The 18,136-nt window shown below is 68.0% G+C and carries 13 protein-coding genes; 5 read left to right on the top strand and 8 right to left on the bottom strand.

From position 1 onward, the window contains the following. Positions 1–37: 37 nt before the first annotated feature. Positions 38–436: a DUF2147 domain-containing protein gene (locus VIF40_RS01645; protein ID WP_331935777.1), complete on the bottom strand. Its 399-nt coding sequence runs from the start codon at positions 434–436 to the stop codon at positions 38–40. Between the two features lie 48 nt (positions 437–484). On the opposite strand from VIF40_RS01645, the gene VIF40_RS01650 reads away from it, so the two are divergent. The 5 genes from VIF40_RS01650 to VIF40_RS01670 all read left to right on the top strand — a co-directional run bounded on the left by VIF40_RS01650 (position 485) and on the right by VIF40_RS01670 (position 4,940). Continuing rightward, positions 485–1,288: a cobalt-precorrin-6A reductase gene (locus tag VIF40_RS01650; RefSeq protein WP_331935778.1), complete on the top strand. Its 804-nt coding sequence runs from the start codon at positions 485–487 to the stop codon at positions 1,286–1,288. Then, the gene (locus tag VIF40_RS01655; protein ID WP_331935779.1) at positions 1,289–2,749 is read left to right on the top strand and encodes a cobyric acid synthase; all 1,461 of its coding nucleotides are present in this window, start codon (positions 1,289–1,291) and stop codon (positions 2,747–2,749) included. Then, positions 2,746–3,771 carry a threonine-phosphate decarboxylase CobD gene (gene cobD / locus VIF40_RS01660; RefSeq protein WP_331935780.1) on the top strand — a complete coding sequence of 342 codons (1,026 nt, stop codon included), beginning with the start codon at positions 2,746–2,748 and terminating at the stop codon, positions 3,769–3,771. Before VIF40_RS01655 ends, cobD begins: the two co-directional genes overlap by 4 nt. Continuing rightward, positions 3,749–4,462: a 5,6-dimethylbenzimidazole synthase gene (gene bluB, locus VIF40_RS01665; protein WP_331935781.1), complete on the top strand. Its 714-nt coding sequence runs from the start codon at positions 3,749–3,751 to the stop codon at positions 4,460–4,462. The genes cobD and bluB overlap by 23 nt, the downstream gene beginning before the upstream one ends. A gap of 190 nt (positions 4,463–4,652) precedes the next feature. Beyond that, positions 4,653–4,940 (top strand): hypothetical protein, encoded by a 288-nt coding sequence (locus VIF40_RS01670; protein ID WP_331935782.1) that lies wholly within the window; start codon positions 4,653–4,655, stop codon positions 4,938–4,940. Positions 4,941–5,053: 113 nt separating this feature from the next. Here VIF40_RS01670 and VIF40_RS01675 read toward each other — a convergent pair whose 3' ends face one another. The 7 genes from VIF40_RS01675 to VIF40_RS01705 form a co-directional block, all read right to left on the bottom strand. Beyond that, entirely contained in the window at positions 5,054–8,170 is a 3,117-nt protein-coding gene (locus VIF40_RS01675) for an efflux RND transporter permease subunit (RefSeq protein ID WP_331935783.1), read from the bottom strand. A gap of 225 nt (positions 8,171–8,395) precedes the next feature. Beyond that, positions 8,396–11,566 (bottom strand): efflux RND transporter permease subunit, encoded by a 3,171-nt coding sequence (locus tag VIF40_RS01680; protein ID WP_331935784.1) that lies wholly within the window; start codon positions 11,564–11,566, stop codon positions 8,396–8,398. A 7-nt stretch (positions 11,567–11,573) separates the two neighbouring features. Further along, on the bottom strand, positions 11,574–12,890 hold the full coding sequence (locus VIF40_RS01685; RefSeq protein ID WP_331935785.1) for an efflux RND transporter periplasmic adaptor subunit: 1,317 nt from the start codon (positions 12,888–12,890) through the stop codon (positions 11,574–11,576). Further along, the gene (locus VIF40_RS01690; RefSeq protein WP_414684738.1) at positions 12,887–14,446 is read right to left on the bottom strand and encodes an efflux transporter outer membrane subunit; all 1,560 of its coding nucleotides are present in this window, start codon (positions 14,444–14,446) and stop codon (positions 12,887–12,889) included. The genes VIF40_RS01685 and VIF40_RS01690 overlap by 4 nt, the downstream gene beginning before the upstream one ends. 217 nt (positions 14,447–14,663) lie before the next feature. Then, a complete protein-coding gene (locus tag VIF40_RS01695) occupies positions 14,664–15,125 on the bottom strand; it encodes a DUF2147 domain-containing protein (protein WP_331935787.1) in 462 nt (153 codons plus the stop codon). A gap of 3 nt (positions 15,126–15,128) precedes the next feature. Further along, a complete protein-coding gene (locus tag VIF40_RS01700) occupies positions 15,129–17,810 on the bottom strand; it encodes an MMPL family transporter (RefSeq protein WP_331935788.1) in 2,682 nt (893 codons plus the stop codon). 87 nt (positions 17,811–17,897) lie between these two features. Then, complete coding sequence (locus tag VIF40_RS01705) at positions 17,898–18,107, bottom strand: DUF1674 domain-containing protein (RefSeq protein WP_331935789.1); 210 nt, start codon at positions 18,105–18,107, stop codon at positions 17,898–17,900. Between the last annotated feature and the right edge of the window lie 29 nt (positions 18,108–18,136).

An 18,136-nucleotide genomic window follows, 5' to 3' on the forward strand; every position in this document is an offset into this window, starting at 1 on the left:
GTCGAGAGTTGCGGCTATAGGGCCGGATGCCCGTCCCTCACCGCACCCGCGTCCAATCCTCGCCGCCGCAGATATTCGTGCCATTCACGCAGCCTTCCAGGCGCAGCACTTTCTCGCTGCGCATGGCGAGGCTCGCGGCGTAATTCTGGCCGTCGCGCGCATTATAGATCGTGCCGGCCCAGTTATTGGCGCCATTGGGCTTCACGGTGAGGATCGGCAGGCCGAGCAGCTTGCGGCCGCGCTGCCGCGGATCGGGATTGTTCTCGTCGACGCCCGGGTCGGAGGTCCAGGCGATCTTGCCGCAAATGGCCTGGCCGCAGCGGGTGATCTGAATATGCGCGGTGCCGTCGGCGACCCGCCACTCGCCGATCGGATCGGCGAGCGCCGCGGTCGCGGCGACGGTAAAAATCGACGCGCAAATCCAGGACCGCTTCATTTCGAGCCTCCGTTTGAATTATCACGGGCGGGAGTATAGGGCTAAGCCATGCCTCAGACCAAGACGCCGGCCGCGGGGCCTCGCGCTGCGCCGCGGCAAAGGGCGGAGCCGATCCGGGCGCTCATCCTCGGCGGGACGAGCGAAGCGCGCGCGCTCGCGACCCGCGTCGCCGGCGATGCGCGCCTCCACGCCGTGGTCTCGCTCGCCGGCCGCACCAGCGCGCCGCTCGCCTCGCCGCTGCCGACGCGCATCGGCGGCTTCGGCGGCGTCGAGGGGCTGAAGCGCTATCTCACGGAAGAGCGCATCGACCGCGTGATCGACGCCACCCATCCTTTCGCGGCGCGTATGTCGGCCAATGCGCGGGCGGCCTGCGCGGCGGTGGGCGCGCCGCTGCTCGTCTACACGCGCGCGCCTTGGAGCCCTGTCGAGGGCGATCGCTGGAGAGAGGCGGCGGACAACGCCGGCGTCGTCGCCGCATTGGGCGCGGCGCCGCGGCGAGTGTTTCTCACCATCGGTCGTCTGGGCCTCGCGGATTTTCTTTGTGCGCCGCAGCATTTTTATCTGATCCGCACGATCGATCAGCCGTCGGAAAACGATCTACCGCCACGCCACCAATTGATCCTGGAGCGTGGTCCTTTCACAGTCGAGAGCGAATTGTCCCTGATGCGCGCGGCGAAGATCGACATCATCGTCTCGAAGAACAGCGGCGGCCGCGAGACCTACGCCAAGATCGAGGCGGCGCGCGCGCTCGGGCTCGACGTGGCGATGGTCACGCCGCCCGGCGGCGGCGAGGCCCGCGTGGTCCATGACGTCGAGGCGGCGGCGGCCTTTCTCTTTTGCGAGGCGCCATAGATGAGCGTCACTCTGATGTTTCAGGGCACGGGCTCGGATGTCGGCAAATCGCTGGTCGTCGCCGGTCTCGCGCGGGCGCTGGTGCGGCGGGGCTATCGCGTCGCGCCGTTCAAGCCGCAGAATATGTCGAACAACGCCGCGGTGACGGCGGACGGCGCCGAGATCGGCCGCGCCCAGGCGTTGCAGGCGCGCGCGGCGCGTCGCGAGCCGACGGCGGATATGAATCCCGTGCTGCTGAAGCCGCAGGGCGCCGCCGGCGCGCAAGTGGTGGTGCGCGGAAAGATCATCGGCTCGGCCCGCGCGCGCGAATATCAGCAATGGAAGGCGGGGCTCATGTCCGCCGTGCTGGAGAGCTATGAGCGGCTGCGCGCGACCGCCGATATCGTGCTCGTCGAAGGCGCCGGCAGCGCGGCGGAGATCAATCTGCGCGCCAATGACATCGCCAATATGGGCTTCGCGCGTCGTGTCGGCGCGCCGGTCGTGCTCGTCGGCGACATCGATCGCGGCGGCGTCATCGCGCAGCTCGTCGGCTGCAAGGTCGTGCTCGATCCGGAAGACGAAGCGCTGATCCGCGGCTTCATCGTCAATAAATTCCGTGGCGACCCCTCGCTGTTCGACGACGGGATGCGGTTCATCGCCGAGCGCACCGGCTGGCGCTCGCTCGGTCTCGCGCCCTTTTTTCCCGATGCGGCGCGGCTGCCGGCGGAGGACGCCTTCGGCCTGCGCGCCGCCGCGCCCGTCAGCGGGGAGGGCGAGCTGACGATCGTCGCGCCGCTGCTGCCCAATATCGCCAATTTCGACGATCTCGATCCGTTGCGCGCCGAGCCGGGCGTGCGCTTCGTGCTGGCGCGGCCGGGCGAGCCGCTGCCGGCCGAGGCGCGGCTCGTGATATTGCCGGGCTCCAAGGCCACGATCGCCGATCTCGCCGCCTTTCGCGAGGCGGGCTGGCATATCGACCTCGCCGCCCATATTCGCCGCGGCGGCCGGGTTTTCGGCATATGCGGCGGCTATCAGATGATGGGCCGCCGCATCGCCGATCCGCAGGGGCTCGAAGGCCCGCCCGGCGCGGTGGAGGGGCTCGGCCTGCTCGATATGGAGACGGTGTTCGAGACCGAGAAAGTGCTGAAGCAGGTGCGCGGCGCGACGGTCGCCGAGACTATTCCTTTCTATGGCTATGAAATGCACGCCGGCCGCACCGAAGGGCCCGATTGCGCGCGGCCGCTGCTGCGTTTCGAGGATGGGCGTCTCGATGGCGCCGCTTCCGCGGACGGGCGTTGCGCCGGCGTCTATGTGCATGGGTTCTTCGCCGACGATGCGCTGCGCGCCGCCTTTCTGCGCGACCATGGCGCCGGCGCCGCGGATTATTCCTATGAGCAGTCGATCGAGGCGACGCTGGACGGCCTCGCCGAGCATTTCGAGCGTCATTTGGACGTCGACGGGCTTTTGGAGCTGGCGCAATGAGCGAAGCGCTCATTCTCCACGGCGGCCGGCTCGATCTGGCGCGGGCGCGTTTTCCGCAGGCGCCGGAGCCCTGGATCGATCTCTCGACCGGCGTCAGCCCCTGTCCCTATCCGTTTCCGCCCCTCGCCGCCGAGGTCTTCACCCGCCTGCCGGACGTCGCCGCGCTGGCGGAATTGGAGCGGATCGTCGCTCGCGCCTACCGCGCCGGGCCGCAGGCGCATGTCGTCGCGGGGGCGGGGACGCAGGCCTTCATCCAATGGCTGCCGCGCATCCGGCCGGCGGCGCGGGTCGCCGTGCTCGGCCTCACTTATGAGGAGCACGCCGCCGCCTGGCGCGCCGCCGGCGCCAGCGTCGCCCGCGTCGCGACGCTCGAGGAGGTGGCGGCCGCCGAGATCGGCGTCGTCGTCAATCCCAATAATCCCGATGGTCGCCTCGCGCCGGCCGCGCGCCTCGCCGAGACGGCCCGGCGCATGGCGGCGACCGGCGGCGCGCTCATCGTCGACGAGGCCTTCGCCGATTTTCTTCCCCCCGAGGCGAGCCTCGCGCCGCTCGCCGGCGCGCCGGGGCTCATCGTGCTGCGCTCCTTCGGCAAGGCCTATGGGCTGCCGGGCGTGCGGCTGGGCTTCGCGCTTTGCGGAGCGGAGCCGGCGGCGCGGCTGCGGGCGACGCTCGGACCCTGGAGCGTCGGCGGCCCGGCGCTGGCGATCGGCGCCGCCGCGCTCGCCGATCCGGCCTGGCTCGCGGCCCGCGGCGCAGCGCTCGCGGCGGAGGCCGCCCGGCTCGATGCGGCTCTGGTCGCGGCGGGCTTCGAGATCGTCGGCGGGGTCGCGCTGTTTCGCCTCGCGCGCCATGCGGCGGCGGATCGATGGTTTGCGCATCTCGCCCGGAGCGGCATATTGACGCGAATGTTCGGCGAACGGCCGGATTGGCTTCGGTTCGGCCTGCCGGCGACGCGAGCGGCCTGGGAGCGGCTCGAGCGAGCCTTGGAGAGCGGACGAGATGGCCTCACAGCCGGCGAATGATCCCGAGGCGGCGCTCGTCGCCAGCGCGCCCTTCTCCGCGGAGGAGCGCGCCGCGGTCTATCGCGCCATCCACACCCGCCGCGACGTTCGCGACGAATTCCTGCCCGACGAATTGTCGGAGGAGGCGGTGATGCGGCTGCTCGACGCGGCGCATCATGCGCCCTCGGTCGGCTTCATGCAGCCGTGGAATTTCCTGCTGATCCGCGACGTCGCGCTGCGCGGGGCGGTCCACGCCGCCTTCGAGCGCGCCGCCGCGGCCGAGGAGGCGCTGCTGCCGCCGGAGCGCCGCGCGCCCTATCGAAGCTTGAAGCTTCAGGGAATTTTGAAGGCGCCGCTGAATGTCTGCATCACCTGCGACCGCGCGCGGCAGGGGTCGACCGGCCTCGGCCGCACCCAGCAGCCGGAGGCCGATCTCCTGTCCACCGCCTGCGCGGTGCAGAATTTCTGGCTGGCGGCGCGGGCGGAAGGGATCGGCGTCGGCTGGGTCAGCATATTGCGCGAGCAGGATTTGCGCGAAATTTTCGGCATTCCGCCCGAGATCGCCATTGTCGCCTATCTCTGCGTCGGCCGCGTCGCGCAATCCTATGCGCGACCGGAGCTCGAAATCCGGCAATGGGCGAAACGTCTGCCGCTCGAGGAATTGATCTTCTCCGACCAGTGGGGAAAACACGCTAATAATTCCAATGGTTGACTCGGTTACAAAAACTACAAGATTTTGTGATTTTTCTACCCCCTGCGAAGCGCTCGACTTTTTGACCTTCCTTTGAAGGTCTCTATAGTGGGCGCGAGGCGCAGGGGCGGATGCGCCGCAACGGGGCCATAGTTCCGCCCGCGGTATGTGTCTTGCTTGCCTTTTGGCCGGCAATCGTGGGGTCGGATTTATGAAACCAGCAGATTACGAGCTCGTTTACGACAAGACCCTTCCACTTTCGAACACGACGACGCTCACCGTCGCGGAAGTTCCCGATCGGCTCGAAGATCTTCTTCATTTGCTCGGCGAGGCGATGATCGGCGGCTTCGGCAATCATGCCCGGCTGACCGAGATCCATCTGCCGATGGCGCGTTTCCCACAAATGGACTCCAAATTCTGGCATATTCCGGTCGAGGATTGCGGCGCGCATCCGGTGCTGCGGCTGTTCTTCGAGACGCAGAGCGATTTCACGCATTAGAGCGCTGTCCGATCGAACGGAAACGTTCGATCGATCGGAATTCGCGCTAGAGAAGCAATGTTGGACCGCCGGCCTTCAGGCTCGCGGTCACTAGCGCGCGAGCGCTTTCACAGTCATTCCGCCGACTGCGGCGTCATGGCCTGCGCTTCGGCCGGCGCTTCGGCGGCCCGCCGTCCGTGTCGGCGCTCGAGCTTGCTCATCAGCAGATAGATGACCGGCGTCGTGTAGAGCGTCAGCAGCTGGCTGAGCAGCAGCCCGCCGACGATGGTGACGCCGAGCGGACGCCGCATTTCCGCGCCGACGCCGCCGGCGAAGGCGAGCGGCAGAGCGCCCAGCATGGCGGCGAGCGTCGTCATTAAAATCGGCCGGAAGCGCTCCACCGCCGCCTCCAGCGCCGCATCCCGGACCGAGAAGCCCTTCTCGCGCTCGGCGTGCAGGGCGAAGTCGACGAGCATGATGCCGTTCTTCTTGACGATGCCGATGAGCAGCAGAATGCCGATGAAGGCGATCAGCGTGAATTCCGTGCCGAAGGCCTCGAGCGCCAGCAGCGCGCCGAGCCCGGCCGAGGGCAGGGTGGAGATGATCGTCACCGGATGGGCGAGGCTCTCATAGAGCACGCCGAGAATGATGTAGACGGCCAGCAGCGCGGCGAGGATCAGCCAGGCCATTCCCGAGGAGAGCTTGCGGAAATCCTTGGCGTCGCCCGCGAAATCGGCCTGCACGCCATTGGGGAGCTGCATTTCGTCGGTCGCCGCGAGAACGGCGCTGCTGGCGGCGTCCAGCGTATGGCCGGGCGCGATGTTGAAGGTGATCGTCGCGGCCGGCTGCACGCCTTGATGATTGACGACGAGCGGCATGGTTCCGCGCTCAATGCGGGCGACGGCGGTGAGCGGAACCTGGCTTCCGTCGCTGGCGGAGACATAGAGGCCGGAGAGATCGCGCGGATCGCGCTGGCGCGACAACGGCGCCTCGACGACGACGCGATATTGGTTGCGCTGGGTGTAGATGATCGAATCCTGACGCTGGCCGAAGGAGCTGTTGAGCGCCGCGTCGATCGCCTGAATCGGCACGCCCATGCGCGAGGCGGCGGTGCGGTCGATGACGACATTGGCCTTCAGCGCGCCCTGCTGCCGATCGGTGGTGACGTCGGCGAGATCCGGCAGGCGCTTGAGCCGGGCGAGCAGCTTGGGCGTCCATTCCTCGAGCTCGTCGACCGAGCTGGCCGTGATCGTGTATTGATATTGCGCCTTGCTCTGGCGTCCGCCGGACCGCAGATCCTGCGACGGCGCCATATAGACGGCGAGGCCGGCGATCTTGCCGAACTCCTTGCGCAGGCGCGCCAGCACCTCGAAGCTCGACGCCTTGCGCTCGGTCGCGGGCTTCAGCGCCAGAAACAGCCGGCCCTGATTGCCCGCCATGCTCAAATTGGACCCGATAAAGGAGCCGACATTGACGACGTCCGGATCGGCGGCGGCGATGGCCGCGGCCTTTTTCTGCAGCGCGACCATGTCGGTGAAGGAGATATCCGCCGAGGCTTCGGTCGTGCCGTTGAGCAGGCCGATGTCGTCTTGCGGCAGATTGCCCTTGGGGACCGAGGCGTAGAGGTGGACGGTGCAGGCGATCGTCAGCACGATGGCGACGAGCGTCGCCCAGGGATGGTCGACGACGGGCGCGAGGCTGCGTGAATAGAGTCCGACGAGCCGCGCCAGCGCGCCCTCGACCAGAGTGTCGAAACGCGAGGGCGTCTCGCGCTTCGGCGACGGCAGATGCGCGCAGATCATCGGCGTGACGGTCAGCGAGACGACCGTCGAGATGACGATGGCGAAGGTGAGGGTGAAGGCGAATTCGCGCAGCAGCCGCCCGACGACGCCGTCCATCAGCAGCAGCGGAATGAACACGGCGATCAGCGACAGGCTGATCGACACCACGGTGAAGCCGATCTGCTTCGCGCCGACGAGGGACGCCTCCATCCGCCCCATGCCGCGCTCGACATTGGACTCGATGTTCTCGATCATGACGATGGCGTCGTCGATGACGAAGCCGACGGCGATGGTGAGCGCCATCAACGACAGATTGTCGATCGAAAATCCCGCGACCCACATGGCGGCGCAGGAGCCGACGAGCGACAGCGGCACCGTCACCACCGCGGCGAAGACCGGCGTGGCGCGGCGCAGAAAGACGAACACCACCGCCATCACCAGAGCGACGGAGACGAGCAGAGTGTTCTGAATCTCCGAGACGCTCGCGCGGATCGTCTGGGTGCGGTCGGAGAGGATCGAAACGTCGACGCCGCTCGGAATCCATTTCTGCAGCTCGGGCAGCAGCGCCTTCACCTGATCGACCATGGCGATCACATTGGCCTTGGGCTGCCGCGTCACGATGATGAGGACCGCCGGCTTGCCGTTGAACCATCCGGCCGCCAGCCGATTGCGCACGCCGCGCTCGACCGTGGCGATGTCGCCGAGCCTGACCACGGCGTCATTGGCCGCCGAGACGACGACGTCGCGAAAGTCCCGCGGAGTGGAAAGCTGGTCGCTGGCTCCGATCGTCCGGCCGAGCTCGTCGCCATTCAGCGCGCCGAGCGGGGCGAGCACATTTGCGGTGGTGATGGCGTTCGCCACCGCGTCGACGCCGAGGCCTATGGCGGCGAGGCGCGCCGTATCGATCTGCACGCGGATCGCCGGCTGCTCGGCGCCGGCGATGCGCACCTCGGCGACGCCGGGCACTTGCGAGATGCGCTGGGCGATGACCGTATCGGCGGCGTCGAATATGGCGCTGGTCGGCAGCGTCTCCGAGGTCAGCGCGAGCACGATGGAGGGCACTGTCGCCTGGCTCGCCTTGCGGAAGGTCGGCAGGATCGGCAGATCGGTGGGCAGGTCGGTCGCCGCGGCGTTGATCGCCGCCTGCACGTCGCGCGCCGCGGAGTCGATGTTTCGGTTGAGGTCGAATTGCGCGACGATCTGCGTCTGGCCGAGCGAGCTCACCGAGGTGAGCTCGGTGACGCCCGATATTCCCGAGAGGCGGCGCTCCAGCGGCGCGGCGACGGAGGCGGCCATCGTGGCCGGATCGGCGCCCGGCCGCGCCGCCACGACGCCGATCGCCGGAAAATCGATCGCCGGCAGGCTCGCGACCGGCAGGAAGAAATAGGCGACGGCCCCCACCAGAAACAGCGCGACGGCGAGCAGGCTCGTGCCGATCGGCCGCCGGATGAAGGGCGCGGAGATGTTCATGGCGTCAGCGCTCGATCGGCGCGCGGTCGAGATCGTTTTGCGCAGCCGCCGCCGTATTTCTTGTCCCCGCTCGCGGGGAGACGGCGAGGATGAGGGGCCTGCTCCCTGCTCGCAGGGAGACGGTGAGGATCCTGGCCCGCTTTCCGTTGCAGGCTCATGCCGCGAGCCTCTCACCCCGACTCTCACCCCGCAGGCGGGGAGAGGGAGAAATGGCGCCTGATCCCATCACTCCGCCGCCTCCTTGCGCTCGGAGGGGGCGTCGGGCGCGGCCGGCCGCGGCCGCGGCGACGCCGCCCCGTGCAGCAGATCGCGCAGCCGCGCGCGCAGCCGGTCGACCGCGAGATAGATGACCGGCGTCGTGTAGAGCGTCAGCAGCTGCGACATCACCAGGCCGCCGATGATCGACACGCCGAGCGGGATGCGCAGCTCGCTGCCGGGGCCGGTCGCCAGCGCCAGCGGCAGCGCGCCGAGCAGCGCGGCCAGCGTCGTCATCATGATCGGCCGGAAGCGCAGCCGGCAGGCGCGCACGATCGAGTCGAAGGGCGCGAGTCCGTCGTTCTTCTCCGCCTCCAGCGCGAAGTCGATCATCATGATGGCGTTCTTCTTGACGATGCCCATCAGCAGCACGACGCCGATCAACGCCACCAGAGACATGTCGAGCCCGGTCGCCATCAGCGCCAGCAGCGCGCCGACGCCGGCCGAGGGCAGCGTCGTCAGCACGGTGAAGGGATGCGCATAGCTCTCATAGAGCACGCCCAGCACGACATAGATGGCGATCGCCGCGGCGAGAATGAGCCAGGGCTCGCTGGCGAGCGATTTGCGGAATTCCGCCGCATCGGCGCTGAACAGGCCGATGATGGAGGAGGGCAGGCCGATCTCGCGCTCGGTGCGCGCGATCGCCTCCACCGCATCGCCGAGCGCGGCCGTGGGCGCGAGATCGAAGCTGATCGTCGCCGCCGGAAACTGCTCCTGATGGGCGACGGCGAGCGGCGCGGTGGTCTGCTCCACCGAGACGAAGGTCGAGATCGGCGTCTGCGGGCCGCCGCCGGCCGGCGCGACATAGAGCTTGTCGAGCGCCGTGGGATCGCGCTGATATTGCGGCGCCGCCTCCAATATCACGCGATATTGGTTGGACTGGGCGTAGATGGTCGAGATCTGCCGCTGGCTGAAAGCGTCGTTCAGCGTGTCGTCGACATTCTGCGCGGTGATGCCGAGCCGCCCCATCAGCTCGCGATCGATGTGCAGAAAGGTGCGCAGGCCGCCGTTCTGCGTCTCGGCGGCGACATTGCGGAACACGCCGTCGCGGCGAATCGCGTCGATGAGCTTTTGCGACCACTCCTGCAGCTCGACCTGATCCGGCGCGGTCAGCGTGTATTGATATTGCGAGCGGCTGGCGCGCGTCGTGATCTGAATGTCCTGCACCGGCTCGATAAAGACGGCCGCGCCCGGAATGCTCTCGGCCGCCTTCTTCAGCCGCTCGGCGAGCACATCGGCGCCGATGCTGCGCACGTCGCGTCCGCGCAGCGTGACCGACATATGGCCGACATTGGTGGTGGCGTTGAGCGGGCCGACGCCGAGCACCGAGACCGTCCCCGTCGCCTCCGGCTCGGCCTCGAAGATTTTCGAGACCTCGGCCTGTAGCTTCGTCAGCGTCTCGAAGGAGACGTCGGGCGAGGCTTCCAGAACGACATTGAGCAGGCTCGTGTCCTGGCGCGGCAGGAAGCCCTTGGGGATGAAGGCGTAGAGCGCGATGGTGAGCGCCAGAGTGCCGAAGGTCAGCGCCAGCATCAGCTTCTGCCGGCCGAGCGCTATGGCGAGCGTCCTGGCGTAGAATTCGTCGAGCCAGGCGGAAAAGCCGCCGGCCGCCGGCTCGTGCGCCCCGGGTCCGGCTCCCGCTCCCCCTCCCGCTCCATGCGCGGCGGGCTTCAGCAGCTTGGCGCAGAGCATCGGCGTCAGCGTGAGCGAGATGATCGCCGAGACGACGACCTGCGCGGTGAGCGTCAGCGCGAATTCGCGGAACATGCGGCCGACGAGGCCGGTCATGAACAAAAGCGGAATGAACACCGCGACCAGCGAGACGGTGAGCGAGATCACCGTGAAGGCGATCTCCCGCGCGCCGTCCAGCGCGGCGCGATGCGGCGTCTTGCCGAGCTCTATGTTGCGGACGATGTTCTCGATCATCACGATGGCGTCGTCGACGACGAAGCCGGCGCCGATGGTCAGCGCCATCAGCGACAGATTGTCGAGCGAGAAGCCGGCCAGCGACATCAGCGCGAAAGTGGCGATGATCGACAGCGGCAGGCTGACGCCGGCGATCACCGTCGCCCGCCAGCTGCGCAGGAACACCAGCACCACCAGAATCACCAGCCCGGTGGCCAGCGCCAGGGTGAGCTCCACATCCTCGATCGAGGCGCGGATCGTCTGGGTGCGGTCGTTGACGACGTCGAGCGACATGCCCTTGGGCAGAGCGCGCTTGATGTCGGGCAGCTCCTTGTGGAGCTGATCCACCGTGCTGATGATATTGGCGCCCGGCTGGCGCTGCACGTCGAGGATGATCGCCGGCTCGCCGCGATACCAGCCGCCGACCCGCGCATTCTCCAGCCCGTCGAGCACGGTCGCCACATCGCGCAGCATGATCGGCGCGCCATTGCGATAGGCGACGACGACGGTCTCGAATTGCCGCGCCGCCTGCAATTGGTCGTTGGCGTCGAGCGTGTAGGATTGGTGGAGGCCGTCGAGCGAGCCCTTGGCGCCGGCGACATTGGCGCCGGCGACGGCGGCGCGCAAATCCTCCATGCTCATGCGATTGGCGGCGAGCCGGGCGAGATCGGCCTGGATGCGCACCGCCGGGCGCACGCCGCCTTCCACCGCCACATGGCCGACGCCCGGCACTTCCGAGAGACGCGGCGCGATCAGCGTGTCGGCGACGTCGCTCAATTGCCGCATGGTCGCCGTGTTGGAGCGCAGCGTCAGCGTGACCACCGGCGTATCGGCCGGATTGACCTTCGCATAGACCGGCGGATAGGGCAGGTTGCGCGGCAGCGTCGAGGCGGCGGCGTTGATCGCCGACTGCACGTCCTGCGCCGCCGCGTCGATGTCGCGGTCGAGCTCGAATTGCAGCGTGATCTGCGACAGGCCGAAGGCGCTCTGCGACGACATCGTCTGCAGCGAGGGGATCTGCCCGAACTGGCGCTCGAGCGACGCCGTCACCAGCGCCGCCATCGTGTCGGGATTGGCGCCCGGCAATTGCGTCGTGACCTGTATGGTCGGGAAATCGACCTGCGGCAGCGGCGAGATCGACAGGCGCGCATAGCCCAATAGGCCGAACAACAGCACGGCGAAGCTCAGCAGCGACGTCGCCACCGGCCGTTCGATGAAGGGCGTCGACACGCTCATCTGCGCGTCACCTCTTTTGCGGCGTGCCGTCGCCGTCGCCGCGCTTTTCGCCGCCGGCCTCGCGTTTGCGGTCCTTGCGTGGTCGCGCTGCGGCGTCCGCCGCGCCTGCGCCGTGATCGGCCGTGGGCTCGATCACCCGCACCTGCGAGCCGTCGACGAGCCGCGAGAAGCCGGTCGTCGCGACCTTCTCGCCCACCTCGAGACCGGAGGCGACGACGGCCTGAACCTCGTCCTGACGTCCGACCGTGACCGGCCTCATGGAGACGGTCTCGTCCTCGTTCAGCACATAGACGAAGGCGCCGTTGGGGCCGCGCTGAATGGCCGAGCTCGGCGCCACCCGCGCGCCATTGAGCACGTCGACCGTCAACCGAACGTTGACGAACTGGCCGGGCCACAGCACCAGCCCTTTATTTTCGAAGGTCGCCTTGATCTTCACCGTGCCGGTCGTCTGATCGATCTGATTGTCGATCACCGTCACCACGCCGCTGTCGAGCAGGCTGGAATTGTCCGAGCCGAGCGCCGCCGCCGGCGCGGGCGCGCGCGCCTGCGCCTTCTGCACCGCCGGCAGAAACTGCTGCGGCACGGTGAAGACGACATAGATCGGCTGGAGCTGCGTGATGACGACGATGCCGGTCGTATCCGCGCTGTGCAAAATATTGCCGACGTCGACGAGCCTGATGCCGGTGCGGCCGTCGATCGGCGAGCGGATGGTGGCGTAGTCCAGTGTCGCCTTGGCGTTGTCGATCGCGCCCTGATCGGAGCGGATCTGCGCCTCGAGCTGGGCGACCAGCGACTCCTGGGTCGCATATTGCTGCTGCGAGCCGAAATTGCTCACCGCGAGCTTCTTATAGCGCGTCACATCGACGCGGGCGTTGGCGAGATTGGCCTCGTCCTGCGCTTTTTTGGCGACAGCCTGATCATAGGCGGCCTGATAGAGCGTCGGATCGATGAGCGCGACAATGTCGCCCTTCTTGACGTTCTGCCCCTCGTCGAAGCCGAGCTTGATCAGCCGTCCGTCGACCTGCGTGCGCGCTGTGACCGTGTTGAGCGCCTGCGCCGTGCCGACGGCGTCGATCGTCACCGGCACGTCGGCGACGCGCACCGGCGTCGCCGTGATGGAGATCGGCCCGTCGAAGCCGCGGCGGCGCCCGTCGCGCTTGCCGGCCGCCGAGGAGGCGGCGGAGTCGCTCGCTCCATCCGCGCCGAGGAGCAAGGGGCGGACGACGTAATAGCCGGCCGCCAGCGCGGCGAGCGCCGCCAGGCCGACGAGCGGCGACGGCCGCCGTGCGCGCCATCCGGCGGGCAAAGAGAGGGGCAGCTTCACGGCCAGGGGCCTTTTTCTGATTCATAGGCGCTGTCTTCGGCGGCGATCTCGAGCGCGCGGGTCGTTCCCGACCAGCCGCCGCCGAGCGCCTGATAGAGGCTCGTCGCCGCCTGAAAATAGGCGAGCCGCACCACGGCCACCGCATCCTCGGTCTGGAACAAGGTCGTCTCCGTCGTCGACAGCGTGATGATGTCGATCGTGCCCTCGCGGAGCCGCGCCTCGGCGACCTCATAGGCCCGCCGCGCCGCCGCCGCCGCCTCGCCCTGGAGCTTCAACTGCCGAGACGTCTCTTGTATGGCGATGAGCGCATTTTCGACGTCGGAGAAGGCCGTCAAAATCTGTTTTTTGTAATTCTGCGCCAGCTCGGCGAATTTGCCCTGCTGCAGCAGATACTGGCCTTGCAGATTATAGCCGTCGAAAAGCGGCTGCGTCAGATTGCCGGCGATCTGCCAGGCGATCGCCTCCGGGCGGAACAGCGTCCGCAGCGCGACGCTCTGCACGCCGTAATAGCCGGTGATCTGAATCGACGGGAAGAAGGCGGCGCGCGCCTGCAGCACCGAGAATTCGGAGGATTCGAGCTTGGCCTCGGCCTCGGCCACGTCCGGGCGGCGCAGCAGCAGCTCGGAGGGCAGGCCGGGCGAGACCTTGGGGAAGCGCAATCGGGTGAGCGAGCCGCCCTTGATGATGGCGCTCTCGGGCGCGACGCCGAGCAGGACCGCGAGCGTGTTCTTCGTCTGGCGCAGCGTCTGCTCCAGCGGCGGCACCGAGGCGCGCTGCTGGGCGACCACCGAATCCTGCTGCGAGAAATCGAGCGCGGTCGCGGTGCCGACGTCGAGCCGCGCCTTGATCGCCCTCAGCACGGTCTCGGCGATCTTGATGTTGTTCTTGGCGATGCGCAGCCGGTCTTCCGCCGTCAGCACCTGGAAATAGCCGTTCACCACCGAGGCGATGGTGGATATCTCCACCACGTCGCGATCGAAGCGGCTCGCATTGGCCAGCAGCCGGGCGGCGTTGGAGGCGTCCTGATTCTTGCCCCAGAAGTCGATCTCATAGCTCGCATTGAGCTGCGTCTGGAAGAAATTGGCGCGCCGCGTGCGCACGTTCGCGGAGCTCGCCGCGCCGGTCGTGGTGGTGGCGTCGGTGGAGGCGCTGGTGCTGGTGGCGCTGGTGATCGTCGCCGGCGTCTGCGTGCGCCGGGCGATGTCGTTCATCGTCATGACGGGCCAGAGCGGCGAGCTGTTGACGCGCGCCTGCGCATCCGCCTGCTGAATGCGCGCCACGGCCGCGGCAATGTCGAGATTTTGCTCGAGCGCCCTCGCGACGAGGCCGCTCAGCTCCGGCGAGCCGAAGGCCTGCGACCATTCCCGGGCCGCGCGAATCGGCGGGGCCGAGCGCGCCGGCCGGATGGCTTTGAAGGCGGGCGGGGCTTCGACGGTGGCGTCCGGCTTCTCCCAATCCAGCACGCATCCGGAAAGGGCGGTCGCGGCCGCGAGCGCCGCAGCGCGACCGAGGAGCAGAGGCGGCCGTGGTCGTCGTCTCAGAGGCAAGGGAACAATTCCGTTCTATCCGCATCCTCGCGCCCGGGTGCGGGCGCGCGGCCCAGGGAGAGGGCCTAGACCAATGAGCGCCGCCATCATAGCGGGCGCGCGAATTTTCCACTTCCGATCGTCGATTCAGGGGTCGCGAGGGCGGCGGCGGGAGAGCCGTCGAAAAACCTCCGATCCGCCGCTGCGGCTTGGTTCGACCCTGCGAGGGCGGGCCTTTATGGTCAAGTTACGGATTGTTAATACGTCGCCGCGGCGTCGGCGTCTTTTGCGACGGCGCCGGCTCGGCCGACACCTTGCTCCAGCTTTCGCTCTGACACAAGAAGGCGATCAGGCAGCCGGTGAGCGTGAGCTGAGTCGGACTTTCCAATGTGATGATCCCGATATAGATCTTGCCGTTCTCGGGATTGTAGAGATCGCCCTTCCAGCGATTGGGCTCGGTCCTCGCGGCGTGTCGCAGGATCAGCATCGGCTGCTGGCCGGGCGGGGGCGGCGGAAACACGCCGCGCGCGCAGAGCTTGCCGTCGCAGTCGAAGAATTCGAGCTTCTGCTGATGGCCGCCGCGCATCCAGACGCCATAGATCGGCTCCGCCGCCACAGTGGCCGCGGCGGGCTCGGGCGTGACCGGCGCGGCCGCCGCGTCGCAGGCGACCGATAGACCGAGAAGCAGAGAAAAAGCCGCTTTGATCATGGGTCAGGACCCTATCACGCCACGCGACGGCTGCACAGGCGACGGCGGCGGAGCCGAGCCGCTCGGTCCCTCCGCCAGCGCCTTCGCCTGCGCCTCTTCGGCCAGCTCCTGTCGCGGCGGGCCGAGGAAGGCGGGCACGATGATGAAGGCCGCCAGCAGCGTGAAGAACAAGGAGATCGCCAGCAGCGCCCCCATGCTGGCGGTGCCGGGATGGCTCGACAGGAACAGGCTGCCGAAGGCGGTTCCGGTGGTCAGTGCGCTGAAGAAGATCGCGCGCGTCAGGCTCGAGGCGAGCATGTCGGAGACGCCTTTGCGCCAGGCGATCACATAATAGATGTGGAAGGCGACGCCGACGCCGAACATCAGCGGCAGCGCGATGATATTGGCGAAATTGAGCGACATGCCGAGGAGGTCGGCCGCCTCGAGGCTCATGATTCCGGCGAGCACCAGCGGCCCCAGTGTGAGCGCGACGTCGCTCGCCCGCCGCAGCGCGACGACCAGGATGAGGAAGATGGCGACGAAGGCGAGCACGCCCGCCTGAAGAAAGGCGTCGACGACGGTCTTGCCGGCCTCGGCGACGATCACCGGCGGGCCGCCGGCGTCGGGGGCGAGCGTCTGCACCGCCTCGGCGAAGCGGGTCATCACCTCGCGGTCGTTGCTGTCGCCCTTGGGCGTCACCTCGACGCGCACCGCGCCGTCGGCCGATATCCATTCGGAGCGCAGATCCTCGGGCAGCGACGCCGGCGTTATCTTGTGGACGGCGAGCGCCTTGCGCAGGTCGCCGAGCAGGCGGTCGAGATCGGAGAGGGCGGCGGCCTGCGCCGCTTTGCGAATCTCGGGGGTCGCCTTGACCAGCGCATCCAGCGAATCGGCGAAGCGGACGAGGCCCGGCGGCGCCTTGGGCGCGGCTCCCGCCTTGCGAATCGTCTTGGCGGCGCGCGCGAGGGCCTTTTTCGTCTCCTCGTCGGTGGGCGCGGGCTTCGGCGTCGGGTCGAGCACTTTGCGCAGCTGATTGGCGGCGTTCTCGAGAATCGGCAGCTTCTCGTCTTGATCGGCCGGGATCAGCGAGTCGACGGTGGTGACGTGATCGACCTCGGGCAGCGCGGCGACCTTCTCGGCGAGCTCCTGGGCCGCCGGAACCGAGGCGACGAGAATCTCGATCTTATTCGGGGCCGTCTGCGGATTTTTCGACAGATCGAGGAAGGTCGCGACCGATTCGACGCTCTGGTCGCGCAGATTCATCGGATTGGAGTCGAATTTCAGATGCAGCAGGAACGGCGCGCCGGCGAGCACGACGATCGCCGTCGCCAGCAGCACGAGCTTGCGATGGCCGGCGATCCAATGGTCGACGCTGGCCAGCGAGGCCGTCTGCACCGGGGTCGCCTCGGCCTTGGGGCCGAGAATGCGGATCAGCGCCGGCAGGAAGGTGAGCGTCGCGAGATAGGCGATGATCATGCCGACGCCGGCGATGAGGCCGAGCTCGGCGACGCCGCGAAACTCCGTCGGCAGAAAGCAGAAGAAGCCGGCGAGCAGCGAGACCGCGGCCAGCGTCAGCGACCAGCCGATGCCGCGCGTCGCCGCCAGCAGGGCCTGGGGCAGATCGTCGGTATTGTGGCGCTCCTCCCGGTAGCGGGTGGTGAATTGAATGCCGAAATCGACGCCGAGGCCGATGAACAGCACGGCGAAGGCGACCGAGATGAGGTTGAAGCGGCCGATGAGCGCTATGCCGAGGCCGGACGTCATCGCGAGGCCGGCGATGATGGTGAGGAGCACGGCGAAGATGAGCCGCGCGGAGCGCAGCGCCGCCCATAGGATGAGCGTGACCACGGCGAGCGTCGCCGACACGTTCAAGCCGGTGTTCTCGGCGACGGTGGCGAACTCCTCGTCGGCGAGCGGCACCTGGCCGGTGAGGCGCACGGTCACGCCCTCGGCCGGAACGAGGCCGAGCGATTTGGCCGTGTCGCGGATGGTCTGCACCGCCTCATGGCCGGGCTCGAGCGCGGAATAGTCGATGATCGGCTTGACCAGCACGATGCGGCGCGGCTCGGCGCTGGGGCCGACCGAGAGCGCCTCCGGCTCGCGGCCGCCGGCCAAAAGCTTCTCCCAGGACACTTTGGCCGGCTTGCCGGCGAGCACGGCGTCGAAAGCGTCGGTGAAATTGTCGAGCCCCTTGGCGAAGGCGGCGACGCCGCGCTCGCTCGAGCCCACCTGCTTCAGGCCGAACAGCAGCGCCTCGGACAGGCCGCGCAGGCTCGGGTCCTCGGCCAGCGGCTGCAAAAATTCGCGCTGCGCGACCAGCGAATTCATGTCGCGGCGGATTTCCTCGACGCCGAGAAAGAGGATGCCGTTGTCGCGGAAATATTGGTTGTCGTCGGGCCGCCAGACGCGCGAGATGAGCGGCTTGCCGGTCAGCGCGTCGCGCAGCGCGTCGGCGCTCTTTTCCGCCTGCTCGCTGGTCTTGGCGTCGATGACCGCCACAATGATGTCGTCGATTTGCGGAAAGGCTTTGTAGAGCCGCGTCTCATTGGCGCGCCAGGGAACCTCGGGCGAGAAGAGATGGGCCGTATCCGTATCGATAGCGAAACGCGTGGCGGTCAGATAGGCGCCGGCGACGGTGAGCGCGAGCGTGACAATGACGACCGTCCAGGGCCTGCGCAAACACCAGGCCACGAGCTTTTCCAACATCAAGGGTCCTCGAATGGTTCGATGCGACGGCGGCGCGGGCGAGCGCCCGTTTCGAGCGAGGGCTCGGGCTCCGGCTCGGGCGCATCGTCAGAAGTCGCTGGCTATTCCTTTGCTTTCCCAGTCGCCGTAGCGAGCCGGATCGAGCCCGCCGCGGCCGCCGAGCTCGCGCGCCGGCGAGCCGGGCTCGCAAGCGGCGCGGCGGCGTTCCTCGGCCTCCGCGAGCGCGCGCAGGGCCGCGGGCGGCGGCGGGGCGCGCTCTGGCGCGGCGTCGTCTCGGTGTTTTTCCGCTTCCGTCATCGGTCCTCCCTCACCGCGCTGTCACACTC

The sequence above is a fragment of the Methylosinus sp. genome, assembly GCF_036560965.1.
Lineage (GTDB): Bacteria > Pseudomonadota > Alphaproteobacteria > Rhizobiales > Beijerinckiaceae > Methylosinus.